This window comes from Phenylobacterium sp. (genome assembly GCF_030693805.1).
In the GTDB taxonomy this organism is placed as follows: Bacteria; Pseudomonadota; Alphaproteobacteria; order Caulobacterales; family Caulobacteraceae; genus Phenylobacterium.
Map to the genome: position 1 here is coordinate 31981 of NZ_JAUXZW010000179.1, position 24789 is coordinate 56769.

The following is a 24789-nucleotide window of genomic DNA, read 5'->3' on the forward strand; positions in this document are numbered from 1 at the left end:
CTGACCTCCACCCGGATCGATCTGGCCGACGACGGATCGGCCCGCATCCGTCGTAACGTCGTCAAGGGCGCCGCATAGCCGGCGCCTCGCGCTTCGCCGTCACCTGTGTAACAAGCCACCGCGGCGCGGCCCGGGGCCTTCATATCCCTGGCGCGGCGCAAGGAAGGCGCCGGAGGCGACGAGCGCCTGCAGGGGGGATCGGCATGGCGGGCGCACCGGTGCGCAGGATCGGTCTTGGGATCACCTTCCGGCTGGCCGCGGTGGTCGCCTTCGGCTTCATGGCCGTGCTGGTCAAGCTGTGCGCCGAGCGCGGCGTGAACACTTTCGAGATCGTGTTCTTCCGCAACGCCTTCGCCTTCATCCCGATCGTCATCACCATCCTGTCGAGCGGCGGGTTCGGCATGCTGCGCACCTCCAGGCCCGGCTCCCATGCGATCCGCTCGATCTTGGGCGTCACGGGCATGGTCTGCGGCTTCGCCGCCATGGGCATGCTGCCGCTGACCGAGTTCACGGCGATCATGTTCTGCACGCCGCTGCTGGTCACCGCACTCTCCGCGCCGGTGCTGCGCGAGAAGGTCAGCGGGCATCAGTGGGGCGCGGTCATCGTCGGCTTCTGCGGCATGCTGATTCTGGTGCGCCCCGATCCAGTCCACATGGCCAGCATCGGCGTCGCGCTGGCTCTTCTCCAAGTGGCCGGCTCGGCCGGCGCCATGCTGGCGATCCGTCAGCTCGGCAGCACGGAGTCAGGCCCGACCATCGCCTTCTATTTCACCGTGGCCGCCACGCTCGTCGGCCTGGTCGCCCTGCCGTTCGTCTGGACCACGCCGGACAGGCTGACCTTGCTCTACTTGGTGCTGATGGGGGTAGCGGGCGGTATCGGGCAGTTGCTGCTGACCCAGGCCTATCGCCTGGCGCCGGCGGCGATCGTCGCTCCGTTCGACTACGCGACCCTGCTTTGGAACGGCCTGCTGGGCTTCCTCGTGTGGAACGAGCTGCCGCGTGTCACCACGGTGATCGGCGGTCTCGTGGTGATGGCCAGCGGTCTCTACGTCATCCTGCGCGAGACCCGCAAACCCTCCGCGACCTGAGCCAGCCGTGGCGCGGGACGCGGTGAACCTGTGCGGCCGCGGCGACGCAGCGGGACGGAGGGCGGTGGGGAGACCCTCGGCTGCGGCGCGACGCCATGGATGGAGGCCTGTTGCGGCCCAACTAGGGCGCTGCGGTATCGCCTCTGTATCGCTTGTGACGACGATGATTCCGAACCGCAACACAGCGGCCTCAATCGCGGCGCGGTCTGCGCGCGAAGGAGATCGCCCATGGGACCCCGCATCGCCCTGGCGCTGAGCCTCGCCGCCGCCCTGGCGTCCGGTCCAGCGCTCGCCGACGACGTGCCCTCGATCCCCGCCAGCGTCGCGCCCTCCAGCGTCTCCGATCAGATCGACGCCTACTTGAGGTCATCACCCGCCCTCATCTTGCCGCAGGACAAGACTCCGGGCGCGGTCTCGTCGGCCACGCCGCGCAAGCTGCACGGGGAGGTCAGCCTCGGCGTCGGCTCGAACGGCTATCGCAGCCTGTACGCACGCACCGACTTCCCGGTCCGCGAGAGCAGCCTGCTGAGTGTGGCGATCGAGAAGTCCAGCTTCGACGGGCGCTTCGGATCACGGCGCATCCAGGCCCTGGGCCTGTCGTTCGGCTCCGGCGATGCAGTGACCTCGTCACAGGATCGGAGCTGCGCACCCGATCGCGCCGGCTGGCGGGTGGCCCCGGGACCTGGACCCGGCTTCGCTCGCGCCGCGAGGTGCTACGACGACATGCCCGCCGGCGGATCTGGCCCGAGGCCTGGACGCGCCGGCTGGCGGCGCTGATCCCCACGGCCTGTTTCAGGTTGGTGTCTTCAGCGTCTCACCGCCCGACATTCTGCTGGACAGGTCGCATGCGAGATTGAAGGCCGCAAAACAGACAGGAGCCTTCATGTCCCGCCGCTACCTTCTGACCATCGCGCCGCTCACCATCGCGCTCGCGCTCGGCGCCGTCTCCGCCCAGGCGCAGGACGAGCCCCGGCCCGACCGCACGCCCGCCGCCATGCAGGCGATGCACGACGCGCGCGAACGTCAACGCGCCCAGGACCTGAAGACCGTCCTTCGCCTGCGCCCCGACCAAGAAGCTGCGCTGTCCCCGCTGATGGCCGCCCACGACCGCCCGACGCCGGGCGAACGGATGGATATGCGCCGGCGAATGGGCGAGCCCGGGCCGTTGACGACGCCGGAACGGATCGACCGCATGGGCAAACGTGACGCGGAGCGCAGTCAGCGGGCCGAAGGTGCGCGCCGCGCCTTGACCACGTTCTACGCCACGCTCAGCGCTGATCAGAAGCAGGTGTTCGACGCGCTGATGCGCCTGCACGGCCCAGAAGGCGGCATGGGCGGCGGCATGCATGGCGGGCGCGCGATGATGGGTGGCCCGGACGGCGGCCACATGAGCCACGGCGACCCGCCACGATGAGCATCGCCGCCGCGCAAGGAGAATTTGGCGAAGTCGCTATGACCGCGCCACAGTTCCTCGACAGAGGAGTCTCCATGATCCCCGCCCCGCCGGTGCTCCCCGCGCGCCACATCCTGGTGGTCGACGACGACAACCAGTTGCGCGAGCAGATCGCCAGCTACCTGGGGGACTATGGCTATCAACTCCACGCCGCAGCGGACGCGCGCGCCATGGAGCAGGTGCTGAGCGCCTCGCCGATCGACCTGGTGATCCTCGACCTGATGCTGCCCGGAGAAGACGGGTTGTCGATCTGCCGGCGGTTATCGTCCGAAGGTGGGCCGGCGATCATCATGCTCAGCGCCATGGGCGAGGAGGTTGACCGCGTGCTGGGCCTGGAGCTGGGCGCCGACGACTATCTCGCCAAGCCCTGCAGCCCACGGGAGCTGCTGGCCCGGGTGCGCGCGGTGTTCCGGCGACTGGACGAGGTGCGCGGCGGCGCGCCCAAGCGCGGCAAGGCCTACCAGTTCCAGGGCTTCGTGGTCGACGCCCAGCGCCGCCAGCTCCGCGCCCCGAACGGCGCGGCCATCCTGCTGACCTCCGGCGAGTATTCGCTGCTCAGCGCTTTCCTCGAGCACCCACAGCGCATCCTGTCGCGGGACCAGTTGCTGGACATCGCCCGCGGCCACGAGGTCGATGTGTTCGACCGCGCGGTGGACGTGCAGATCAGCCGGCTGCGCCGCAAGCTCCATGCCTGCGCCGACGAAGAGATCATCAAGACCGTGCGCGGCGCCGGCTACATGTTCGACGCCAAGGTCACCCGCGGATGATCAACGGCCGGCCCGGCCGGCTGGGCGCGCCGATCGGCCTGCAACTGACCGGCCTGTTGATCGCGGTGCTGGTCATCGCGCACCTTGTCAGCTTCGCCGTCATCCTGCTGACGCCGCCTCCGCATCCGCCGATGTACCGGGTGGACGAGGTCGCCGCAGCGCTGGAGGGCGGGTCGCTGTCGGCGCGCTACGGCCGCCCGATGGTCCGCAGCGAGAGTGCCGCCTTGCCGGAGGAATTCGCCCACGGACGCGGCGCCAGGCCTGGCGCAGGAGCCCTGGCCCTCGCACTGGGACGGCCGCGCGGTGAGGTGCGCCTGAGTACGCGCGCGCCGTTCGAGGTGGGCCGCTTCGGACGCCCCCCTGATCCGCACAGGATGTTCGGCCCGCCACCCGACGGGCACATGCGGCCTCCGCGGGCCATGCGCGGCATGCGCATGGGCGGCGAGGCGCCGATCTTCGGAGACTTCATCGCCGCGGTGCAGCGCCCCGGCGGCGGCTGGACGGTAGTGCGATCCAGTCCCGAGCCGTTCCCGACCGAGTGGCAGAAGCGCGGGCTGATGTGGCTGCTGGCGAGCCTGGCGGTGGTGGGCCTCTCGGCCTACCTGTTCGCGCGCCGGATCACCGCCCCGCTGAAGCGCTTCTCACAGGCCGCCGAGCAGCTCGGACGCAATCCGCAGGGACCGCAGATGACCCTGACCGGCCCCGCCGAGATCGGCGTGGCGGCCGAGGCGTTCAATGGCATGCAGGCGAGGCTCAAGCGCTACATCGACGACCGCACGGCGATGGTTGGCGCGATCTCGCATGACCTGCGCACGCCGCTGGCGCGCATCCGCTTCAGGGTCGAGTCCGCGCCGGGCGACCTGCGCGCCCAGGTGCTGTCCGACGTCGCCCAGATGGAGCACATGATCGGCGGCGTGCTGGCCTTCATCCGCAACGAAGGCGAACCCCAGCGGCACGAGCCGCTCGACCTGCTGTCGGTGGTCGAATGCGTCGTCGACGATGCGGCCATGGTCGGCGCCGACGTGGAGATCGCCAGCGGGCGTCCGGTGATGGTCGACGGCGACGCAGCCGCCCTGCAGCGGTTGTTCGTCAACCTGGTGGAGAACGCCGTGCGCTACGGCGCTCAGGCGCGCATCGATGTCGGCCGCGAGGGCGACAACGCCGTGGTGGTCGTGTCCGACCGCGGCGAGGGACTGTCGGAGGAAGACCTGGAGCGGGTGTTCCAGCCGTTCTACCGCGCCGACGCCTCGCGCAATCTGGACACCGGCGGCATCGGCCTGAGCCTGGCGATCGCGCGCTCCACGGCGCGGGCGCACGGCGGCGACATCACCCTGTCGAACGGCGAGAACGGCCTGCGCGCCACGGTGACCCTGCCGGCGTCGGGATGAGGCGCGCTAACCCGCCAGCCGGGCGATCCGGTCGGCCGCGTCGGTGACGCGCCGTGCGGTGCGCACAGTGGCGACGTCGACCATCTCGCCTTCGAAGCGGATGGCGCCGACGCCGGCCTTCAGCGCCTCGTCGTAGGCCGACTGCATGCGCCGCGAGCGTTCGACCGCCGCAGGGTCGGGAGAGAAGCAGCGTTGCGCGACTTCCACCTGATCGGGATGCAGCGCCCATTTGCCGACGCAGCCCAGCGCCAGGGCGCGGCGGCATTCCTCCTCGAAAGTTTCCCGATTGCCGATGTCCGAGAACGGTCCGTCGACCATGTCCAGGCCGTTGGCGCGGGCGGCGACGATCATCCGGTTGCGCGCGTAGTGCCAAAGGTCGCCTGGATAGGCGCTGCGCCCCACCGCGCCCAGCGGGTCCATGTTCTGCGACGCCGAATAGTCGACCATGCCCAGCACGATCGCCTCGAGCCGATCGGTTGCGGCAACGATGGCGTCGAGGTTGTGCATGCCCTCGACCTCCTCGATGAGGATCTCCAGCCCGATGCGCCTGGTTCGCCCAGCCCTCGACTCAAGATGGGTCAGCAGCAGGTCGAAGAAGGCCATGTCGGCGGCGGTGCGGATCTTCGGCAGCATCAGGGTGTCGAGGTTGTCGCCGGCGCCCTCGAACACCGCCAGCACGTCGTCCAGCACCCAGGGCGAGGTAATGTCGTTGACCCGCACGCAACGGGTCTTGCGGCCCCAGTCGAGGGTGTTCAGCGCATGCACCACCTTGCTGCGGGCCGCCGCCTTCTCCGCTGGCGCGACCGCGTCCTCCAGGTCGAGGAACACATGGTCCACGTCCAGGCCCGCGGCCTTCTCCATCATCCGCGCGTTGCTGCCGGGGACGGAAAGCTGACAGCGCCGCAGCCGGTCCGGCCGCGCGCTCACCGGCCCTTCTCCTTGCCCAGGATGTTGTCGGAGATGATCCGCAACTGGATCTCCGAAGTGCCTTCGAAGATCTTGGTCAGGCGGGCGTCGCGCCAGTGCCGCGACACCGCAAACAGAGTCGTGTAGCCGGCGCCGCCCAGGATCTGCATCGCCTCGCTGGTCACCCGCTCGGCCATCTCGGTGGCGAATAGCTTGGCCATGCCGGCCTCCATGTCGCTGCGCACGCCCTGGTCCAGGGTCACGCACAGATGCTGGGTCAGGTGTCGGGCGGCGGCGATCTCGGTGGCCATCTGGGCGATCTTGAAGCGGATCGCCTGGAACTCCGAGATCGGGCGCTCGAACTGGACGCGGGTCTGCGCATAGGCGGTCGCCTCGTCCAGCGCGGCTGACGCCAGGCCCAAAGCACGGGCGGCGGTGTGGGCGCGCGCAGACTCCAGCCATTTGCTGATGACGTAGAAGCCCTCGCCGCGCTTGCCGATCAGCGCGTCCTCAGGGATGCGGCAACCGTCGAACGAAAGGTCCCAGGTCTTCCAGCCGAAGTAGCCGATCTTGGGGATCGGCGAGCCAGAGACGCCGTTCGGCAGCTCGCCGCGCGGTTTGTCGACCCGGAATGCGCTGAGGCCGCGGTGGCGCAGCGCCATGTCCGGCTCGGTGCGCGCCACCACCACCAGATAGTCGGCGCCGTCGGCGAAGGTGCACCAGTACTTCTGGCCGGTGATGACCCATTCGTCGCCGTCCAGCACCGCCTTGCACTTGATGCCAGAGAGGTCCGAGCCGGTGTCGGGCTCCGACATCGCCAGCGCGCCCAGCAGCCGACCGCTCGCAACCTGAGGCAAGATCTCCTGTCGCTGCGCTTCGCTCATCAGGTGGGTGCCGGGCATGCTGTTGCCGCGGGCGAGCAGGCTGGCGACGCTCATCCAGCCGCGCGCCAGTTCCTCGGCGATCAGGCAGTACTCGAACACGCCCAGGCCAAGGCCGCCGTATTCCTCCGGGATCAGGATGCCGAAGTAGCCGGCCTCGGCGATCTTCTCGATCAGCTCGAGCGGAATGTCCCCCTGAATGGGGTCCAGCCGGTTGGCGATCGGCGTGACCTCGCGCTCGGTGAATGCGCGCGCGCTGGCGCGGATCATCCGCCGTTCCTCGGTCATGTACGGCTCGGTGAAGCTCATGCCGGCGCGGCGAGCGCCTTGTCGAGGGTCGCAGCGAGCTCGGCGTCGTCGGGGGTCACATCAGGCGAGAAGCGGGCCACCACGGCGCCGTCGCGGCCGACCACGAACTTCTCGAAGTTCCAGAGCACCTCCCCGGGAGGGCCGGTCTCGATTCCGAAGCCCTCCAGCCGCTTGCGCATTCCAGCGTCGCGCTGGGTCACCGGGGCGGCCACGGTCAACGCCTTGTACAGCGGGTGCTTGTCGGATCCGGCGACCGAGATCTTTTCGAACATGGGGAAGTCGACGCCGTAGGTGGTGCTGCAGAACTCGGCGATCTCGTTCTCCGTCCCCGGCTCCTGGTCGCGGAAGTTGTTGGCGGGAAACCCCAGCACTACGAGGCCTTCGTCGCGCTTGGCCGCATAGAGCGCCTGCAGCGCGCCGTACTGAGGGGACAGGCCGCACTTCGACGCGACGTTGACCACCAGCAGCACCTTGCCGGCGTGGTCGCCGAGCTTGGTGGGCGCGCCGTCGATGCTGGTCAGGGGGATGTCGTAGAGGCTCTCGGCCATCGGTCGGTCCTTCGAGGTGGGGACAAGCGTGCGGCCGAGGCGTTCGGCGCCGAGATATCATGCGACGGATCACACTGGGCTCGCAATCCACCGGCTCCCTGCCGAACGATGTTGTGCGTCGCAAAATCTTAGGGCGTGTCGCCTAGGCTGCCTTAGTCGCAAGTCCACCACGAGGCGCCAGCCGTGACGCAACCGCAAATCTCCGGCGAGCCGTACGATCTGATCGTGATCGGCAGCGGTCCGGCCGGGCGCCGCGCGGCGATCCAGGCCGCCAAGTTCAACAAGCGGGTGCTGGTGGTGGAGCGCGGTCGCAGGGTCGGCGGCGTCTCGGTGCACACCGGCACCATCCCCAGCAAGACCCTGCGCGAGACGGTGCTCAACCTGTCGGGCTGGCGCGAGCGCGGCTTCTATGGTCGCGCCTACCGGGCGCGCCAGAACATCAGCGCCGACGACCTGCGCAAACGCTTGCATATGACCCTCGATCACGAGGTCGAGGTGCTGGAGCATCAGTTCGCCCGCAACAATGTCGAGACCGTGCGCGGCGCCGCGCGCTTCGTCGGCCCGCACACCATCACCGTGACGGGCGAAGGCGTCAGCGAGACCTACGCTGGGCGACGCTTCCTGATCGCGGTCGGCACACGGCCCTACCGGCCCGCGCACATCGGCTTCGACGGCGAGAGCATCCTCGACAGCGACGAGATCCTCGGCCTGCAGCGCATCCCCCGCCAGCTGGTGGTGGTCGGCGCCAGCGTCGTCGGCGTGGAGTACGCCAGCATCTTCAGCGCGCTGGACGTCAAGGTGACGATGGTCGAGCCCAATCCGAACCTCCTGCCGTTCCTGGATCGGGAGCTGGCCGAGGAGTTCGTCCACGACCTGCGCGACCGCGGCGTGGTCATGCGGCTGGGCTGCAAGGTCGTCTCGGCGGTGGCCGACGGCCCGCAGAACTGCCTGGTGGCGCTGGACGACGGGCGCGAGCTACGCGCCGACATGGTGCTGTTCTCGGCGGGCCGCGAGGGCGCTGTGGGCGATCTCGGCCTCGAGGCCTGCGGACTTGAATGCGACGCCCGCGGCCGGCTGGTCGCCGACAAGGCGACGTTCCAGACTGATGTCCCGCACATCTACGCGGCCGGCGACATCGTCGGCTTCCCGAGCCTCGCTTCGACCTCCATGGAGCAGGGCCGCATCGCCGCCTGCCACGCGTTCGGCGAGCCGGCCCACGCCCCGCCGGAGTTCTTCCCCTATGGCATCTATTCGGTGCCGGAGATCTCTACCGTCGGCATGACCGAGGAACAGGTGCGCGCCGAGGCGATCTCCTACGAGTGCGGCGTGGCGCGGTTCCGCGAGACCTCGCGCGGGCACATCATGGGCATCTCCACCGGCTTCATGAAGATGATCTTCGCCCGCGACACCCGCCGGCTGCTGGGCGTCCACATCGTCGGCGAAGGCGCGACCGAGCTGATCCACATCGGCCAGGCGGTGGTGAACCTGAACGGCGGGCTCGACTACTTCGTGGAGAACACCTTCAACTATCCGACGCTGGCCGAGGCCTACAAGGTGGCCGCACTGGACGCCTGGAACCGTATGCCGCGCGCGGCGGCGTAGGCGAGCTTAGTCCTCGATTTTCTCGTATCGCGAGGGCTCGCTCTCGCCCTTGCGGATGGCGCCGCGCATGTCTGGCTTGCCGTCTCCGTCAGTGTCCAGCAGGGCGTAGTCCAGCTTCCCGTCGCCGTTCTCATCGACGACAACCTTGTCGACCTTGCCGTCGGCGTCGGTGTCGAACAGCGCCATCATCGGATCGCGCTTGTTGTCGGGCAGCAGGAAGACGAAGTCACTGTCGCCGTCGCAGTCCTGGTCGACCAGCTCCTTGACTCCCGCGGGGTCGGTGGTCCGCTCGCTGAGCAGGACGGTCATCTTGCAGTTCGGATCCACGGCGACCGGCGCAGACAGCCGATCGCTCGTCCGCGTCAGGAAGACCTTCACGTCGTCGCCCGACACCGCGAAGTTCAGGCCCTCGCCGTCGCTGACGAAGCTGTTGATGCCGATGATCTCCAGCTTGTCGTCCAGCAGCGGTCCGCCGGAGTTGCCAGGATTGATCGGCGTCTGGGTCTGGATCAGCGTCGCCCGGTGTTCGATCTTGTCCTCGACTGACCAGGTCTCGTCCTTGCGGATCTGGCTGACGATGCCGCGGGTGTAGGTCCAGGTCTGGCCCGTCGGGTGGCCGATGGCGTGGACGTCGGAGCCGATCTGGACGTCGGCCGCGCCGCCGACCACCAGCGGCTTCACGCCGGCCGGCACTTCGGCGACCTTCAGCAGGGCCAAGTCGGTGACCGCGTCGCGGCGGATCACCTTGGCGGTTCGCACGTCGGCGTCGCCGACCTTGTCGCCCTCGGTCTTGGGCTTGAAGATCACGCCGACCTCCTCCGCATCGCCCACCACATGCAGGTTGGTGATGATCTTGCCGTCGGCGCTGATCAACGCGCCGGAGCCCAGCGACTCGTCGGTGATCACCAGGACCACGGAAGGGGACGCCTCCTGATAGACGCGCACCTCCGCGCCCCCGCGCGTGGTGGAGCGCGCATCCGGCTGCAGTCTCGCCAGCGTCGCGCCCAGGCGTGCGGCGGAAGGCCCGCGTCGGATGCGCGGCAGGGTGGTGTTCCCAGACTTCGCCGCCCCCTCGACCGAGGGCGGCGCGGCGCCCAGCCAAGCTTCCGGCGACGCCGCCGATGCGTATGATGGTGAAGCTATCAAAACCAACACCGCCGCTGTGCGCTGGAGCCGCCCCATGGCTTTTCGTCCTCGAAAAGTGTCCCTACGGCCAAGCCTAGCGGCCTTCGCCCTGGCCGCAAGTCTGGTTCTGCCTGGGGTTGCATTGGCGCAGGACGCGATGGCGTCTCCCTGGGCGCTGTACTTCCAGGGCAAGGGTCAGGCGGCGCGTTCGATGCTGGAGGCGCGCATCGCCGTTCCGGGGCGCGAATCGAAACGTCAGCTCGACGACATCGGCGCCCTTCTGGACATCTGCATCCAGAGCTTCGCCTTGGACTGCGTGCAGGACTACGCGCCGAAATACGCCCAAGCCACGACCACCGCGGTCACCGGCAATGCGATCCAGCAGCGCGAAGGCCTGCGCTACGCCGACTACTATCTGAGCTATGCGCGGTTCTCCGGCGGCTCGCCCGCGGTCGTCGCGAAGATTCTCGACGGCGGCGCCTGGTCGCACGAGAACGCGTCCAACGCCGACCTCTACATCCGCCGCCAGCTGCTGGCCGCCGACATCCTGATCTCCCAGGGCAGGCCGCTGGAGGCCGGGCGTCGCCTCGACAAGGTCCTGTCGCTCACCGCGTCTCTGACCAATCCGCAAGCGGACCCCTTCGTCGTCGCCCGCGCGCTCTCCGAGAGCATCGCTCGGCTGCTGGCGATCGGCGACGTCGACCGGGCCTATGGGATCCACGCGGCGACCCGCGAGATGATCACCCGGTCTCTGCCGCCGCTGAGCGTGGAGGCCGCGCGCTTCAAGCTGATCGAAGCCCAGTTGCTGGAGCAGCGCGGAGACCTGCAAGCCGCCGGTCGCGCCGCGGACGCGGCGTTCGTGACGCTCGGGCGGATCGAACTCGACCCACGCGCGCGCGATGACATGCTCAGCGACGCAACGGTCCTGGTCGCCGTCGCCTGCGCCGCCCGCCGGCAAGGAGAATGCGCCCACAGGGCGCTGGCCGCCCACCCCTCCGCAGCGTTTTACGCTCGGCCCGGACGTGCGCCGGCGAACCTGCATGAGGTGGTCTATCTCGCCGCGCGTGCGCTGGCTGCGGCGGTCGATGGCACGGACGATCCGGTCGCCGCCCAGGCGCTGAACGCGCCCATAGCCTTCGCCATGGATCCCGGCGCGCGCCGCCGGCTGGAGGTGTATCGGGTGGCCGGCGCCGCCCTCGCCTCACCCGCCGGACGCGCGCGGCAGGATGGGATGGTCGAGGCCGGACGGCTGATGGTCGAGGTCGCCAGGCAGGCGCCGCCTGCGCCCTTCGGCGCCTGGCGTCACCTCAACGCCATCGACGACCTGTTGATCGGAATGTCCCTGGCCGAGGTTGAGCGCCTTGACCCCGAGGTCGCCTTCGCCCTGCTGCAACTTCAGGGACGACGCGGCGCGTCCGTCGACGCCGACGCGCTCACCGTCCTCGGCCAGGCGAAGAACGAGCTGCAGAGGCGGTCGATCCACCAGGCGCTGCGCCTGCGCGCCCGGCGCGATCGACTGGAGCGGGCGGAGTTGCAGCGCGTTGCGAGCCTGGTCGCGCCCGCCGCAGCCACCGGCGCGTGGCTGACCCGGGACATCCCCAAGCGCGCCCTGTTCCGTGACTTCAGCGACCGCATCGACCAGGCGGCCGCCGAGCTGTCCAAGCAGGGGATCGCCACATCCGGGACCAACCTGGCGCCGCTGAAGCGCTTTCAGGCGACGCTCAGGCCGGATGAAGCGGCGCTGGTGTTGGCGCCGACGCTCGGCGGCGCGGCCTACATGTGCATCCGCCGCAACACGATCATGCGCCGCACCATGGCGACCGACGCGCAGAAGATCGCCCTCGACGCCCGCCTTGTGCAGGCCGCGTTGACTGCGGACCACGCCCCGTCCGAGGCGCTGGACGCTCAGTTCCCGGTCGAGGCGTCGCGGCGCCTGTACGATGCGTTGATCCGCCCCTTCGACGGATGCCTGCGCGCCGGCGACCGCATCCTGTGGCTGCCGCACGCTTCTCTGACCTCGTTGCCGCTGTCGGTGCTGCTGGAGCACGCGCCGCCGAAGATCGCTGGCGGCTACGACCTCGCCGCCGCGCCGTGGCTGGTGCGCGACCACGCGGTGACCTTCGCCGGTTCGGCCAGCGCGGTGATCGCGGCGCGCACCCAGGCGCTCCGTCCCGGCGCCGGGATGGAGTTCCTGGGCGTCGGCGACCCGCTGCTTACCGGCGTCACGGCCAGCGGCGAGAACCGCGCCGGCGTGGTCGCTCGCGGCGCGCGGAGCGGCCCAGGCCTTGCCGCGCTCGCGCCTTTGCCGGAGACCCGCGACGAGCTCGAGCGCTCGGCGAAGGGCTTTCGAGACCCCAGGCTGCTGCTGGGCGACGCCGCGACCGAGGGCGGCGTGCGCGGGCAGCTGATTGGATCCTACCGATACCTGTCGTTCGCCACCCACGGCCTGTTGCGCGATGAGCTGCCCGGCCTGCCCGAGCCCGCGCTGGCGCTGACGCCGGTTTCGGCCAGCGACGCGCTCGACGACGGCCTGCTGACCGCCTCGGAAATCGCCGACCTGAACCTGGCCGCGCGCTTCGTGGCGCTCTCAGCCTGCAACACCGCCAACTTCGACCTGTCGCTAATGGCCGCCGAGTTGCCGGCGCTGGCCACGGCCTTCGCCATCGCCGGCGTCCCGTCCACCCTGGCGACCCTGTGGCCCGTCGACTCCGAGACCAGCAAGCAGGTGGTCGCCGCAGTGTTCGCGCGCTTGCAGGCGGCGCCCGACCAGGACCCCGCCGTGGCGTTGGTCATGGCCCAACGCGCGTTCCTCGCCAATCCACCGGGCAAGGCTTGGCTGCATCCGCGGTTCTGGGCGCCGTTCATCGTGCTTGGCGATTCCGGCGCGGAACATGTGGCCCCGGCGGGCCGCACCTCGGTCGAGGTGCTGTCCCGAGGCGGCGGAGAGGTGACGGCGCTGGCCCGCGCCGGCGACCGGCTGGCCGTGCGCTTCATGACCGCACCGACGGCGAAAGCGCGGGGCTCGGCGACCCGGATGGTCGAGGATTCGGGCGCCCAGATCTGGCGGCAAGACGTCGCCGACGTCCAGGCCGCGCGGTTCCTGACGCAGCTCGGATCGATCGTACTGGCGGGCGGCCAGACGCTTGGCGCCGAGGGACGCTACGTCCCCATCGTCGAGCGACTAGACGCGGGTTCGGGCCGGGTGAGGGAACGCTGGAGTGGAGACGCGCCGGCAGGAATGGACACACGCTTGGCGGTGGGAACCCGGCTGAGCCAGGATCGCGCCCTGTTCGCCGTGGTGGACCTGAACCTCCGTGGCGACCCGGTGGCGACGGGCCCGAAGCTGCGGGTGTTCGCCATCGCGGGCGAAGGCGCCCCACGCCCGTTGTTCGCTGTCGCACCGCAGGCGGCGAGTCTCGATCAGGTCACCTTGACGCCGGTGAAGGCCGGTTTGCTGGTCACCTACACGGAGCGCTTCCCGCGCGGCGAACCACCGCCATCCGCAGGCGAGGACGACTTCGATTCCCCGATCTGCCTGACCCCGCCGATCACCTGGGTGGAGTTGCGCGACCCGGCCAACGGCGCCTTGCTGGCCTCGAAGGTCATGCCCGGCTGGGTGGTGGCCGCCGTTACGCCGCGGGCCGGCGGCGCGCTGCTGGGCGGATCGTTCACGGCGTCCTGCACGACCGAGGCCCAGGCCGCCATCGCGACGCTCGACGCGGCCATGTCTGTCGAGACGATGTTTCAGGACATCTCGATGGGGTCGTCGGAGGTCCGCGCCATGGGAACGACGCCGGGCGGAGCGGTCGTGGTCGCCGCCAACAAGCACAGCGTCGTCGACTTCCAACGCCGCGACGTCAGCAACGGCTGGGACCTGATGAAGGATGCGCAGATGAGCGTCAGCGGCATGGTCTTCATCCTGTCGCCACAGGGTCATGCGTCCGCGCCGGTCATGCTGGATGCGGGATCGCACGTGTTCGTCGAGGCGACGGACACGGCGCGGCCAGGCGAGGCGACAATCGGGGGCGTGCTGGCGGGCGAGGCGGCGATCTTCCGCCTGACGCTGCCCTGATCGGCTTCAGTCGAGACCGAAGGCGCGCGCTGTCGCGTAGATCGCCAGGCCGACAAGACCGCCCACGAGAGTGCCGTTGACACGGATGTACTGCAGGTCCTTGCCGACCTGCAGCTCCAGCTTGTCGACGATGCTGCGGGCGTCCCAGCTCGCCACCACCTGGGCCACGAACATGCCGATCTCGCGGCGACGGGGCGCGATGCCACGACGCACCAGCAGTCGCGCCCACTCGTTCAGCCGCGCCTGGGCCGCCAGGTCGCCGGCCAGCCACGCGCCCAGCGCCAGAAGGGCGCGCTCCAGCCGGTCGGCGACGCCGCGCGCGTCGGCGGCCAGCTCTTCGGCGAGCTTCCCTTCAAGCCCTGTCCACAGCTCGTCGGCCTGGGCTCGCAGGCCTGGGTCGGCCAGCATCCGCATCTTGAACGCTTCGGCGCGGGCCTGCAGTTCGGGATCGGACGCCAGGCGCGCGATGTAGCGCTCGATGATGTCGCGCAGCTCCAGGCGCCAAGGGTGATCGGGGTCGTGCATCTCCTGCAGCATCTGCAGCAGGCCGTCGGTGACCTTGTCGGCGATCATCCGGTCCACCCACTTGGGCAGCCACCGATACGAGTGCTGGGAAACCTTGGCGCGGATCGTCTCCTGATGTTCGGCCAGGTAACCGCCGAGGCGCTCGATGCCCAGGTCCAGCATCACCTGGGCGCGACCATCGTTCCATATCGCCGCCAGCGCCCGCGACGCCAGCGGTCCGGCAGGCGTGGTGCGGGCCGCAGCAAACGCAGCGGAACTTGCGACCTCTCGCAAAGCCCCCGGCGGCAAGGCCGCGATCACCTGCGGCAGGATCGCCGCCAGCCGGCGGGCCAGGCGTCGGGCGTTGGCGGGTCGAGCCAGCCAGTCGCCGCCCCAGCGGGCGACCTCGAGCTGGCGCAGCTTCTCCTCCAGCACCCGCTCGGTGAGAAAGTTGTCGGCGATGAACCCGCCCAGGGCCTCGCCGATGCGGGCCTTGTTGCGCGGGATGATGCCGGTGTGCGGGATCGGCAGGCCGAACGGGCGGCGGAACAGGGCGGTCACCGCGAACCAGTCGGCGCAGGCGCCGACCATGCCGGCTTCGGCGAAGGCGCGCACATAGCCCAGCGCCGGGGCCAGGTGTGGCCAGCGCACGCGCGCCAGGCTGGCGGCGACGAACACCACGGCCATCAAGCCCAGCAGGCCCGTGGCGACGGCGCGCATGCGGGCGAAGTCCCGCGCTCGCCTGGCGTCCGCCTCGGACACCACGTCGGGTTCTTGGGTCAAGGCCGCGCCTTGCGCAGGGCCTCGGCGACCACGGGAGCGAGCCGCTCGGCGATCAACCGCACGCCCTGCGGGTTCGGATGGATGCCGTCGTCCTGGTTGAAGCGATGGTCCAGCGCCACGCCGTCCAGCAGGAAGGGATACAGGGCGATCTTGCGGGTCTTCGCCACCTCCACGAACACCTTATCGAAGTCGGCTGCGTAGCCACCGTACTGCGGGGGCGCCCGCATGCCGGCCAACACCACGCCGACGCCGCGGGCCTGCAGCTTGCCGACGATGGCGTCGAGGTTGGCGCGCACCTGCGACGGCGCGACACCCTGCAGCATGTCGTTGCCGCCCAGCGCCACGACGCAGACCGCGCTGTCGTCCTGGACGCTGAAGTCGACCCGCGCCAGCCCGCCCGCCGTGGTGTCTCCCGAGACGCCGGCACCACGCACCTGAACGTTGACCCCCTCGCCGGCCAACGCCGCCTCGAGCTGAGCCGGCAGGGCGTCGGCCGCGGCCAGGCCATAGCCGGCGGTGATCGAATCTCCCAACACGGTCACCACCGGCGCGGCGGGCGCGACAGGTGGCGACGGCGCGGCCGCGGCGTCCACAGGCTCGCTCTTTCCCGCTGGTCCGCAGGCGGCGAGCAAAGCCGCCGCGGCTCCGATCAGGACGGCGCGGCGGGCGAAATGAGGTTCGGATGCGTTCATGGGGTCGGCGACCTATATAGGGCGCACCCCCGCCGTCTCAATCATACGCCGCGACCGGAGTCGTCGAATGGCCGCCGCCCCCCTGGTTCTCCAGGACGTGACCCTGACCCTGCCGTCCAGCGCCGGACCTGTGGCGATCCTTCGCGGCGTCGACCTCACCGTGGCAGCGGGCGAGGCCTTGGCGGTGGTCGGGCCGTCGGGCTCGGGCAAGTCCTCGCTGATCTCAGTGGCCGCGGGATTGGAGACGCCGAGCGGCGGGCGCGTCCTGCTGTTCGACACGGATCTGGCGCGCCTCGACGAGGACGGCCGCGCCCGGCTTCGGCGCGGCCGCGCTGCGCTGGTGTTCCAGAGCTTTCACCTGCTGCCCAACATGACCGCCGAGGAGAATGTCGCGGCTCCGCTGGAGCTGGCCCGACGGCGCGGCGCGGGCGGCGAGGCGCGGCTCTGGATGGAGCGTCTGGGCCTGGGCGCTCGCCTCGGCCACTATCCGCATCAGCTTTCCGGCGGGGAGCAGCAGCGCGTGGCGCTGGCCCGGGCGTTGGCCGTCCGTCCTGTCCTGCTGTTCGCCGACGAACCCACCGGCAACCTGGACAGCGAGAACGGCGCCATGGTCGCCGACCTGCTGTTCGACCTGGTGCGCGAGGCGGGCGCGGCGCTGGTGCTGGTGACCCATGACGAGCGGCTGGCGGCGCGCGCCGACCGCACCGTGCGCATGCAGGCCGGCCGTATCGACATGTCGCTCGCGAGGGCCGCCGAGTGAGCCTTGCCCTGCGTTTCGCCTGGCGCGAGCTGCGGTCCGGCGTCGCGGGCTTCCGCATCTTCCTCGCGTGCCTGGCCCTCGGCGTGGCGGCGATCGCCGCCGCCGGCTCCACCGCCGAGGCGTTCCGTCAGGGCCTCGCCAGCCAGTCTCGGGAGATCCTCGGCGGCGACGTGGTGTTCAGCGTCCAGCAGCGCCGGTTCAGCCCGCGCGAACGCGCCGCCTTCGACCGCCTGGGCCCGACCGCCTACGCCGTGCGCGCCAACGCCATGGCCGAGACCGCCTCGGGCGCACGGCGGCTGATCGACCTGCGCGGCGTCGGCGCGGGTTACCCCCTGCTCGGGCGCGTGGAGCTGCAGGGCGCGCCCGATCTCGCCGCCGCGCTGCTTTCGAAGGACGGGGCGTTCGGGGCGGCTGCGGAGCCGGCGCTGCTGGAGCGCATGGGGCTGAGGACCGGCGACCGGTTCAGCGTCGGCCCGGCGACCTTCGTGATCCGCGCCGTCCTGGTTTCAGAGCCCGACCGACTGGGACGAGGCTTCGCGCTCGGGCCTCGCGTGCTCACCCGCGTCGAGGCTGTCGAAAAGGCCGGCCAGCTGGCGCCGGGCGGTCTGTTCGGCGAGGCGGTGCGCGTCGCCTTGCCGGCAAGCGCCGATCCCAAGGCTGTCATCGCCGCGGTCCGCAAAACCCTGCCCAAGGCGACCTTCGAGGCCCGCGACCGTTCGCAGGCGGCGGCCGGCGCCGGGAGGCTGATCGACCGGCTGGAGTACTTCCTGGGCTTCATCGGCCTGGCTTCGCTGGCGGCAGGCGGCCTTGGCGTGGCGGGCGCGGTGTCCGCCTACCTCGAAGGACGCAAACCCTCGATTGCGACGCTCAAGGCGCTAGGCGGCGAGGGCGCGCTGATCCGCAATATCTACCTGATCCAGATCGGCGTGCTGGCCATGCTCGGCATCGCCATCGGGCTGGCGATCGGCGCGGCGGCCCCCTTCGCCATCGGCGCGCTGGCTGGAGACTTGCCCGTGCCGGCCCTGTTCGCGGTCTATCCAGAACCCCTGGTCAAGGCGGCGGTGTTCGGGGTGCTGGCCGCCGCCGCGTTTTCGCTGGCGCCGCTGGCCCGGGCGCGATTGACGCCGCCATCGGCGCTGTTCCGCCGTGAATTGAGCGGCCGGCTGAAGCTCGGGCCCGAGACCATCGGCGCGGCGCTCGCAGCATTGGGTCTCGCGGGCCTCGCGGTGATCACCGCGCCGACGCGCATGGCCGCCGCTGGACTGATCGGCGGGGCGGCGGCGGCTTTCGCCCTGCTCTGGGCGCTGGGGCTCGGCGCGGCGTGGAGCGCCGGGCGACTGCGCCGGGCTGCGCGTGGGCCCGTGCGCCTGGGGCTCGCCAACCTCGCCGGACCAGGCTCGGCGGCGCGCACCGCCTCGCCCGCCATTGGCCTGGGCGTCGCCCTGCTGGCCGCCGTCGTGCTGATCCAATCGAGCCTGCTGGCCGAAGTCACCGAGATCGCCCCGCGCACCGCGCCGGCCCTGGTGTTCACCGAGATCCCCGGCGCCCAGGCCGCCGCCTTCGACGCGACGATCGCCGCCAACCTGGATCGCCCCGGCCCCGACCGCTATCTGCGTGCGCCGATGATCACTGGGCGCATCGTGCGGCTCAACGGCGCCCCGGTGGACCTGAAGCGCATCGCCCAGGGCGAGCGCTGGGCGTTCGACAACGACCTGACCATGTCGACCCTGGACGGCGCGCCCGAGCAAGGCGGCGTGAGCCAGGGCCGCTGGTGGCCGCAGGGCTATGCCGGGCCTCCGCTTGTGGCCCTGGAGCAGGACGCCGCCAAGGGCGCGGGCCTGAAGGTCGGCGACCAGATCACTGTCGCGGTGCTGGGCCGCGAGATCGACGCGCGGATCGCCGTGCTGCGCCGCATCGAGTGGGGCGGCTTCGGCTCCAACTTCGCGGTGACGCTGAACACAGGCGCGATCGCCGGCGCCAATCCGCGCAACATCGCCATCGCCAAGGCGACGCCCGCCCAGGAGGCGGCGGTCACCGGCGCGCTGGGCCGCGACTTTCCTCAGGTGAATGTGATCAGCGTGCGCGAACAGTTGCAGTCGGCGGCCGAACTGTTCGGCCGCGTCGCCCTGGCGATCCGCGCGGCGGCGGGGGTGGCGATCCTGGCCGGCCTGCTGGTGCTGGCCGGCGCGATCGCCGCCGGCGCGCGGGCCCGCGCCTGGGAGGCCGCCACCTTGAAGATCCTCGGCGGGTCCCGCGCCCAGGTGCTCAGCGCCTATCTGGTCGAATACGGCCTGGTGGGCGCAGTGGCCGGCGCGGCCGGTGTGGCGCTGGGCGCGGCGGCCGCCTGGCCCGTGGTCACCCAGGTGTTCAAGGCGAGCTGGAGCGTCGACTGGACAGGCGTGGTGGCGCTCCTTGCCGGGTCGGCCAGTGTCACGGCGATCGGCGGGCTGCTGGCGGCGGCCCACGCACTGGCCCAGCGTCCGGCTCCTGTGCTCCGCAATTGAGCCTGCACGAAAAAGCCCGACGCCGATGAGGCGCCGGGCTCTGTCTCGTCTATCGCGACGCCGTGCCTAGGCGGGCACGGACTCCAGCACCTTCAGGCCCTGCTCAAGGGTCTTCAGGTCGGTGTAGGCGCCGGGGTTGGGCTTCGGGAAGCCGCCCTTGGGTTCCTGGACATAGCGCGGGTCGATCGGACGGCGCAGCGACACGCCGGCTTCGACCGCGAGCGGCCAGCTCACCTTGCCGGTCTTGAAGAATTCCACCGCGACCTTGTTGAAGGTCTCGGGGCGGTCGGTCTGGCCCTGGTGTCCCGTCTGTTCCGGATAGAAGAACTGGATGTTGGGCACCGCGTCTTCCTGGGCGAAGCCGTTCTCGACCGGCAGCAGCACGTCCTGCATGCCGTAGAGATAGATCATCGGGATCGTCAGCTTGTCGAGGCGGCCCTTGGTCGAGAAGATCTGGGCCATGTTCGGATCGACTTCGCCGAAGGGGTTCCAGGTCCGGCCGGCGGCCTTGAGCGCCGCGCGCTGATTGTTGCCCGCGAGCGTGCGCATCTGCACCAGCTCAGGCCACACCGCGCCCTTGGCGTAGATGATGCCGTCCATCAGGTGCTGCATGCCTTCCGGCGTGCCGTCCCAGGGCTTCATCACATAGCCCGGGTTGGGCGTGAACTTGCCCTGCGCCGGCGGGATGCGCGGCACGTCGCAGATGTCGCCCAGGAAGCCAGCGATGAACATCACGCTCAACACCTTCTCGGGGTGCGTGACCACATAGTCGCAGCTGATCATGCAGCCGGCCGAATTGCCGCTGAGGTGGAACTTGTCGAGGCACAGGGCGTCGACGAACATGTTGAGGAAGTCCACCTGAGCCTTTTGATCGTGCGGCAGGTAGCGCTCGCTGCTGGTGTCCGACAGGCCGTAGCCCGGGCGGTCGGGGCAGTAGACGCGGAAACCCGCGGCGGCCAGCACCGGGGCCATGAAGCGCCAGCCGGCGGTGCCGGAAGAGCCCTCGATGCCGCCATGCAGCAGCACGACCGCGGGACCGCTGTCGCCAGCGGTGACGTAGTGGGCCCTGCGACCGTCCGGCAGGCGGACCCACCGGCTCGCCAAGCCCGGGATATTGATGATGTTTTCGTCGGTCAGGCCGCGCGCGGGCGCAGCAGATTGTTCCGCCATGTGAAGTCCTCCTGAAGGGTCGGCCCCGGTACAGGCCCGGGATCTTTGTGGATGTGGCGGCAATCTAGCGCCTCAGCCGCCTTTGGCTACGCCTGATTGAAGGCAAACGAAGAAAGCGATTTGTGGGGACGTCGCGATGACGTGAGAAGGGCTCGCGCGTCGTCGCATATGCTATGCGACCCCGAGGCTGATGGATCACCTGATCTCACAGTACGGAGCGCTCGGCGTCTTCCTAAGCGCGGCGGTGGAGGGCCAGTCGGCGGTGGTGGCCGGCGGATTGCTGGCCTGTGGTGGGCGTCCTCGTGCGGATGGCCATGCGCCGGGCGAGGCCTCGCCAGGCAGGTTGAAATCGCGCCGAACGGCGCATCAGGAGGCCGCATGACCGAACCGACCGCGCACGACGCCTGGCCGCCCCTGCCCTACGCCGAATGGCGGGAGACCTGCACCACGCTTCACCTGTGGAGTCAGATCGTCGGCAAGGTCAGGCTCGCCCGCTCGCCGTGGCTGAACCATTCGTGGCAGACGCCGCTCTACGTCACCGCCCGCGGCCTCTCGACGGGGCTGGTCCCGCACGGCGCCCGCGCGCTCGACCTGGAGTTCGATTTCGTCGACGCCGTGCTACGGATCCGCACCGAGTTCTCGCAGACGGACGTGGCTCTGCGGCCTCGGTCGGTGGCGGCCTTCTACGCGCAGGTGATGGAGGCGCTCGACGCGCTCGGAACGCCGGTCGCCATCCACGGCGCGCCCAACGAGCTTCCTGAAGCGACGCCGTTCGCCCAGGACCATGCGGCCCGCGCCTTCGACGCCGATCAGGCGCGTCGTTTCCACCGCGTGTTGCTGCAGGCCGACCGCGTGCTGAAGCACTTCCGCACCGGCTTCCTCGGCAAGGCCAGCCCCGTGCACTTCTTCTGGGGCAGCTTCGACCTCGCGGCGACGCGGTTCTCCGGACGCAAGGCTCCGCCGCACCCTGGCGGCGTGCCGAACCTGCCGGACGCGGTGGCGCGCGAGGCCTATTCCCACGAAGTCAGCAGCGCCGGGTTCTGGCCCGGCGGGCCTGGCCAGGAAGCGGCCTTCTATGCCTACGCCTATCCCGAGCCGAGCGGCTTTCGCACAGCCAAGACGTCGCCGGCCGCAACGCGATACGACATCGGCCTGAGCGAGTTCATCCTGCCCTACGAAGCGGTGCGCACCGCCGCCGACCCAAACGCCGCGCTGATGGCGTTTCTGGAAAGCACCTACGCCGCCGCGGCCGACGCCGGGCAATGGGACCGCGCTGCGCTGGAATGTGGCCTGGGCGAACCCGGGCGGCCCCGACCCGCCTGAATCCCGAGCAACAGGCGAAATCCCAGGCCGGGGATTTCGCCTGTTGGGCGACCTGCGCTTGCCTAGGCGGCCTGCTTGGTCGCCACATGTCAGCGGCGCGATATTTGCTCCGACGGAAGAGACGGGGCGCCGTCGAAGCAGTTTGGGACGCGGGGGCGTAGCCATGGACGATGCCGCAATAGGAACCAGGCCCGTCGCGGAGGGTGGCCATGACCATCGCGGTCAATGGGTCGTAGTGCTCAGCGCCGCCGAGATCGCCGCCACGCTCGACGCCGACGGCCGCTTGGACGGCCTGCCGTTCATGCCGGAGATGGCGCGGTTCTGCGGCATGCGCCTGCGCATCCATCGCCACGCCGAGAAGACCTGCGTCGAGGGCCTGGGCCTGCGGCGGATGGGCGGGACGGTGCTGCTGGAAGGCGCACGCTGCGACGGCGCGGCGCACGACGGATGTGCACGCCGCTGCATGATGTTCTGGAAGGAAGCCTGGCTCAGGCCAGTCCACGCGGACGCGCCGACGCCGGTCGCCGGGCCCGAACAGCACTGGCCTGGCGAGTTGAAGACCCGCGACGGCGAACTCTATGTCTGCCAGTCCACCGCGCTGGGCGAGGCCACCGCCTCGATGTCCAAGTGGAGCCTGGGCCATTTGGCCACCGACCTGCGCCGGGGCGAGATCACGCCGCCGCGGTTGGCCAACGTGGTTTCGCGCACGCTGCTGAACCTGGCGCGCCGCAAGCTGGGCATGGACGAGATCGACGCGGTCAAGGGTCCCGGCACCGAACGGCGCCGTGGCCGACTGAACCTGCAAGCCGGCGAATGGGTGCGGATCAAACCCGTCGAACAGATCCAGGCGACCCTCGACGCCAACGGCAAAAACCTCGGCCTCGCGTTCGAACCCGAGATGAAGCGCTACGCCGGCGGGGTGTTCCAGGTCGAGTTCCTGGTCGATCGGATCATCCAGGAAGAGACCGGCGTGATGTCGCCGCTGACCCACACCGTCGCGCTGCGCGACCTCGTCTGCCAGGGCATCTGCGTCAAGAACTGCCCGCGCAGCAATCCGCTCTATTGGCGCGAGAGCTGGCTCGAGCGCGTCGAGGCGCCACATGCGGCTTGAGCGCGCGACCGGCGCGGTGACGCGCATCGATATCGTCGCACCGCACGAGCTTTCCTCCGCCGACCTCGCGGCGTGGCGCGACCTGCAGAGCGCCTATCCGGAACTCGCGAGCCCGTTCCTGTCGCCCCAGTGGGTGCTGACCATGGCCTCGATCGACGGGCCGGACCGGCGCGGCGCTCGCATCGCAGTGCTGCGGCGCGGGGACGAGGCGGTCGGGTTCCTGCCGGTGCGCGTCACACGCTCCACCGCCATGCCGGTGGGCAGCCCGTTCTGCGACTACCAGGGCCTGGTGGCGGCGCCGGACCTGGCGGTGGACGCCCGCCGCATCGTCGCCGCGCTCGGCGTCTCACGGCTGGATCTGCACAATGCGCTCGGCGCGCAGACCGCCTTCGCCCGCCATCATCGCCTGCGGGAGGACTCCTGGGTCATCGATGTGGCGGCGGGCTATCCGGCGTTCGCCGCCGAGCGCCGCGCGGCGGGCACCGACATCCTGCAGGACTGCGCCAAGAAGCGCCGCAAGCTGCAGCGCGAGCATGGCGAGGTGGTGTTTGCAGCCCGCTCCGTCGATCGGGCCGCCTTCGAACAGCTGTTCGACTGGAAGCGGGCGCAGCTGGTGGCCACGCACCAGACGGACCTGTTCCAGACCCCATGGGCCCAGGAGCTGATGGAGGCCACCTTCGCCGCCGATGGCGCAGACTTCGGCGGGGCGTTGTTCACCTTGCACGCCGGCGGCCGGCTGGTGGCGGCGCAGTACGCGCTGCATGGGCGGGACGTGCTGCACTCGTGGATGATCAGTCACCACCCGGACTTCGGCCGCTATTCGCCCGGCCTGGTGCTGCTCGACGAGATGCTGCGATGGGCGCCGGAGGCCGGCTACCGCGAGATCGACCTGGGTCCGGGGGCTTACCGGTTCAAGGAGAGCTTCTCCAATGTCCGCCGCTCCATCGCCGAGGGCTATGTCGGCCTGCCGTCCGCCGCCACCCTGTTCCGGGCGGCCGAATATCTGGTCTGCCGGATGGCCGAGGCGCTGCCGCTCGGACCGATGTCGACCATGCCGGCCAGGGCGATGCGCCGGCTCGATCGCTTGCGTGGCCTCGTCGGCTAGGCGCGCGCCCGCAACCGGCTCAACCGCGCCGCCAGCGGTTCGGCGAATTTCGACATCAACGCCGGGCGGCCCGCCAGCACCGCCAGCGCCGCCCCGACCTCACGGCGCTTCAGATGCGCGGCGAACCGCTCCCAGGCGAGCAGCGTAGCCAAGGATGCGCGGCGCGCAGTCAGCGCGCGCACCACAGACGCCGAGAGTTGTGCATGGTCGGCGCGGAACCGGTCGTCTGCGGCCAGCAGCGCAGTCAGCGCCTCCTGCGGCGCGCGATGCGAGATCGAACCGGCGTGCCTTCGATACTGGTACATCGCCGCCGGATCGAGGCGCAGCCGTTCCCCCCCGGCCAGCAACCGCGCCAGGAAGTCGTAGTCCTCGCCGATGGGCAGGCGTGGGTCGTAACGCAGGCCGGCCGCCTCGATCAGCGCACGATCGATCAGCGGCTTGAGGTAGCCCAGCGGCGGCAGCTTCACGCCGCCCGCCTCGCAGGCGATGAAGTCGCGCAGGTCGATCCATGCCGGTGCGGGCACGGCCTCGGCCGTCAGGTAAAGGCTGCGCTTCGGCGGGTCCTCCCAGAACAGTTCCTGGTTGTCGGCGACGATCCGCGCTGCGTCCGCGCCGGCGCGGGCCAGCAAGCGCTCCAGCCGATCGGGGCTGATCAGGTCGTCGGCGTCCATCACCGCGACCCAGTCGCCGCGGGCCGC

20 protein-coding genes are annotated in these 24789 nt (G+C 70.3%); 12 read left to right on the forward strand and 8 right to left on the reverse strand.

The annotated features are described in order from the left end of the window. Positions 1-203: 203 nt before the first annotated feature. The 5 genes from Q8M88_RS07475 (at position 204) to Q8M88_RS07495 (ending at position 4696) form a co-directional block, all read left to right on the forward strand. The gene (locus tag Q8M88_RS07475) at positions 204-1088 is read left to right on the forward strand and encodes a DMT family transporter (protein ID WP_305595951.1); all 885 of its coding nucleotides are present in this window, start codon (positions 204-206) and stop codon (positions 1086-1088) included. 228 nt (positions 1089-1316) lie between these two features. Then, positions 1317-1865: a hypothetical protein gene (locus tag Q8M88_RS07480; RefSeq protein WP_305595953.1), complete on the forward strand. Its 549-nt coding sequence runs from the start codon at positions 1317-1319 to the stop codon at positions 1863-1865. 106 nt (positions 1866-1971) lie between these two features. Beyond that, positions 1972-2502 carry a Spy/CpxP family protein refolding chaperone gene (locus Q8M88_RS07485; RefSeq protein ID WP_305595955.1) on the forward strand — a complete coding sequence of 177 codons (531 nt, stop codon included), beginning with the start codon at positions 1972-1974 and terminating at the stop codon, positions 2500-2502. Positions 2503-2576: 74 nt separating this feature from the next. Then, positions 2577-3308: a response regulator gene (locus Q8M88_RS07490; protein WP_305595957.1), complete on the forward strand. Its 732-nt coding sequence runs from the start codon at positions 2577-2579 to the stop codon at positions 3306-3308. After that, the gene (locus Q8M88_RS07495) at positions 3305-4696 is read left to right on the forward strand and encodes a HAMP domain-containing sensor histidine kinase (protein WP_305595959.1); all 1392 of its coding nucleotides are present in this window, start codon (positions 3305-3307) and stop codon (positions 4694-4696) included. The genes Q8M88_RS07490 and Q8M88_RS07495 overlap by 4 nt, the downstream gene beginning before the upstream one ends. A 6-nt stretch (positions 4697-4702) precedes the next feature. Here Q8M88_RS07495 and Q8M88_RS07500 read toward each other — a convergent pair whose 3' ends face one another. From Q8M88_RS07500 to Q8M88_RS07510, 3 genes are read right to left on the reverse strand one after another with little or no spacing between them, the layout of a single operon-like run. Then, entirely contained in the window at positions 4703-5623 is a 921-nt protein-coding gene (locus Q8M88_RS07500) for a CoA ester lyase (protein WP_305595961.1), read from the reverse strand. Beyond that, complete coding sequence (locus Q8M88_RS07505; protein ID WP_305595963.1) at positions 5620-6792, reverse strand: acyl-CoA dehydrogenase family protein; 1173 nt, start codon at positions 6790-6792, stop codon at positions 5620-5622. Before Q8M88_RS07505 ends, Q8M88_RS07500 begins: the two co-directional genes overlap by 4 nt. Continuing rightward, entirely contained in the window at positions 6789-7340 is a 552-nt protein-coding gene (locus Q8M88_RS07510) for a glutathione peroxidase (RefSeq protein WP_305595965.1), read from the reverse strand. Before Q8M88_RS07510 ends, Q8M88_RS07505 begins: the two co-directional genes overlap by 4 nt. A gap of 183 nt (positions 7341-7523) precedes the next feature. On the opposite strand from Q8M88_RS07510, the gene sthA reads away from it, so the two are divergent. Further along, positions 7524-8942: a Si-specific NAD(P)(+) transhydrogenase gene (sthA, locus tag Q8M88_RS07515; RefSeq protein WP_305595967.1), complete on the forward strand. Its 1419-nt coding sequence runs from the start codon at positions 7524-7526 to the stop codon at positions 8940-8942. Positions 8943-8948: 6 nt separating this feature from the next. On the opposite strand, the gene Q8M88_RS07520 is transcribed toward sthA, so the two are convergent. After that, the gene (locus Q8M88_RS07520; protein WP_305595969.1) at positions 8949-10124 is read right to left on the reverse strand and encodes a S1C family serine protease; all 1176 of its coding nucleotides are present in this window, start codon (positions 10122-10124) and stop codon (positions 8949-8951) included. 100 nt (positions 10125-10224) lie between these two features. Here Q8M88_RS07520 and Q8M88_RS07525 point away from each other — a divergent pair, with 100 nt between their 5' ends. Beyond that, positions 10225-14139: a CHAT domain-containing protein gene (locus Q8M88_RS07525; protein ID WP_305595971.1), complete on the forward strand. Its 3915-nt coding sequence runs from the start codon at positions 10225-10227 to the stop codon at positions 14137-14139. Positions 14140-14145: 6 nt separating this feature from the next. Here the strand turns inward: Q8M88_RS07525 and Q8M88_RS07530 are convergent, their stop codons facing one another. Together Q8M88_RS07530 and Q8M88_RS07535 are read right to left on the reverse strand one after the other, a co-directional pair. Then, entirely contained in the window at positions 14146-15426 is a 1281-nt protein-coding gene (locus Q8M88_RS07530) for a DUF445 domain-containing protein (protein WP_305595973.1), read from the reverse strand. Next, positions 15423-16118, reverse strand: a complete 696-nt coding sequence (locus Q8M88_RS07535) for an arylesterase (protein WP_305595975.1) — start codon at positions 16116-16118, stop codon at positions 15423-15425. The genes Q8M88_RS07530 and Q8M88_RS07535 overlap by 4 nt, the downstream gene beginning before the upstream one ends. Before the next feature lie 67 nt (positions 16119-16185). Here Q8M88_RS07535 and Q8M88_RS07540 point away from each other — a divergent pair, with 67 nt between their 5' ends. Together Q8M88_RS07540 and Q8M88_RS07545 are read left to right on the forward strand one after the other, a co-directional pair. Continuing rightward, the gene (locus Q8M88_RS07540; RefSeq protein ID WP_305595977.1) at positions 16186-16878 is read left to right on the forward strand and encodes an ABC transporter ATP-binding protein; all 693 of its coding nucleotides are present in this window, start codon (positions 16186-16188) and stop codon (positions 16876-16878) included. Beyond that, positions 16875-19382 (forward strand): ABC transporter permease, encoded by a 2508-nt coding sequence (locus Q8M88_RS07545; RefSeq protein ID WP_305595979.1) that lies wholly within the window; start codon positions 16875-16877, stop codon positions 19380-19382. Before Q8M88_RS07540 ends, Q8M88_RS07545 begins: the two co-directional genes overlap by 4 nt. A 66-nt stretch (positions 19383-19448) precedes the next feature. Here Q8M88_RS07545 and Q8M88_RS07550 read toward each other — a convergent pair whose 3' ends face one another. After that, positions 19449-20552: an alpha/beta fold hydrolase gene (locus tag Q8M88_RS07550; protein WP_305595981.1), complete on the reverse strand. Its 1104-nt coding sequence runs from the start codon at positions 20550-20552 to the stop codon at positions 19449-19451. Between the two features lie 378 nt (positions 20553-20930). Here Q8M88_RS07550 and Q8M88_RS07555 point away from each other — a divergent pair, with 378 nt between their 5' ends. The 3 genes from Q8M88_RS07555 (at position 20931) to Q8M88_RS07565 (ending at position 24091) form a co-directional block, all read left to right on the forward strand. Further along, complete coding sequence (locus Q8M88_RS07555; protein WP_305595983.1) at positions 20931-21875, forward strand: DUF5996 family protein; 945 nt, start codon at positions 20931-20933, stop codon at positions 21873-21875. Positions 21876-22038: 163 nt separating this feature from the next. After that, positions 22039-22986 (forward strand): hypothetical protein, encoded by a 948-nt coding sequence (locus Q8M88_RS07560; RefSeq protein WP_305595985.1) that lies wholly within the window; start codon positions 22039-22041, stop codon positions 22984-22986. After that, positions 22976-24091 (forward strand): GNAT family N-acetyltransferase, encoded by a 1116-nt coding sequence (locus Q8M88_RS07565; protein ID WP_305595987.1) that lies wholly within the window; start codon positions 22976-22978, stop codon positions 24089-24091. The genes Q8M88_RS07560 and Q8M88_RS07565 overlap by 11 nt, the downstream gene beginning before the upstream one ends. Here Q8M88_RS07565 and Q8M88_RS07570 read toward each other — a convergent pair. Continuing rightward, positions 24088-24789, reverse strand: a 702-nt coding sequence (locus tag Q8M88_RS07570) for a glycosyltransferase (protein ID WP_305595989.1), incomplete at its 5' end; no start/stop codon positions are given. The two genes, Q8M88_RS07565 and Q8M88_RS07570, sit on opposite strands and share 4 nt — an antisense overlap.

Coding starts and splice junctions, on each gene's coding strand:
- Q8M88_RS07535 (WP_305595975.1), bottom strand. CDS start 16,118: ATGAACGCATCCGAACCTCATTTCGCCCGCCGCGCCGTCCTGATCGGA.
- Q8M88_RS07520 (WP_305595969.1), bottom strand. CDS start 10,124: ATGGGGCGGCTCCAGCGCACAGCGGCGGTGTTGGTTTTGATAGCTTCA.
- Q8M88_RS07555 (WP_305595983.1), top strand. CDS start 20,931: ATGACCGAACCGACCGCGCACGACGCCTGGCCGCCCCTGCCCTACGCC.
- Q8M88_RS07495 (WP_305595959.1), top strand. CDS start 3,305: ATGATCAACGGCCGGCCCGGCCGGCTGGGCGCGCCGATCGGCCTGCAA.
- Q8M88_RS07550 (WP_305595981.1), bottom strand. CDS start 20,552: ATGGCGGAACAATCTGCTGCGCCCGCGCGCGGCCTGACCGACGAAAAC.
- Q8M88_RS07480 (WP_305595953.1), top strand. CDS start 1,317: ATGGGACCCCGCATCGCCCTGGCGCTGAGCCTCGCCGCCGCCCTGGCG.
- Q8M88_RS07490 (WP_305595957.1), top strand. CDS start 2,577: ATGATCCCCGCCCCGCCGGTGCTCCCCGCGCGCCACATCCTGGTGGTC.
- Q8M88_RS07540 (WP_305595977.1), top strand. CDS start 16,186: ATGGCCGCCGCCCCCCTGGTTCTCCAGGACGTGACCCTGACCCTGCCG.
- Q8M88_RS07510 (WP_305595965.1), bottom strand. CDS start 7,340: ATGGCCGAGAGCCTCTACGACATCCCCCTGACCAGCATCGACGGCGCG.
- Q8M88_RS07565 (WP_305595987.1), top strand. CDS start 22,976: ATGCGGCTTGAGCGCGCGACCGGCGCGGTGACGCGCATCGATATCGTC.
- Q8M88_RS07475 (WP_305595951.1), top strand. CDS start 204: ATGGCGGGCGCACCGGTGCGCAGGATCGGTCTTGGGATCACCTTCCGG.
- Q8M88_RS07525 (WP_305595971.1), top strand. CDS start 10,225: ATGGCGTCTCCCTGGGCGCTGTACTTCCAGGGCAAGGGTCAGGCGGCG.
- Q8M88_RS07485 (WP_305595955.1), top strand. CDS start 1,972: ATGTCCCGCCGCTACCTTCTGACCATCGCGCCGCTCACCATCGCGCTC.
- Q8M88_RS07560 (WP_305595985.1), top strand. CDS start 22,039: ATGGACGATGCCGCAATAGGAACCAGGCCCGTCGCGGAGGGTGGCCAT.
- Q8M88_RS07505 (WP_305595963.1), bottom strand. CDS start 6,792: ATGAGCTTCACCGAGCCGTACATGACCGAGGAACGGCGGATGATCCGC.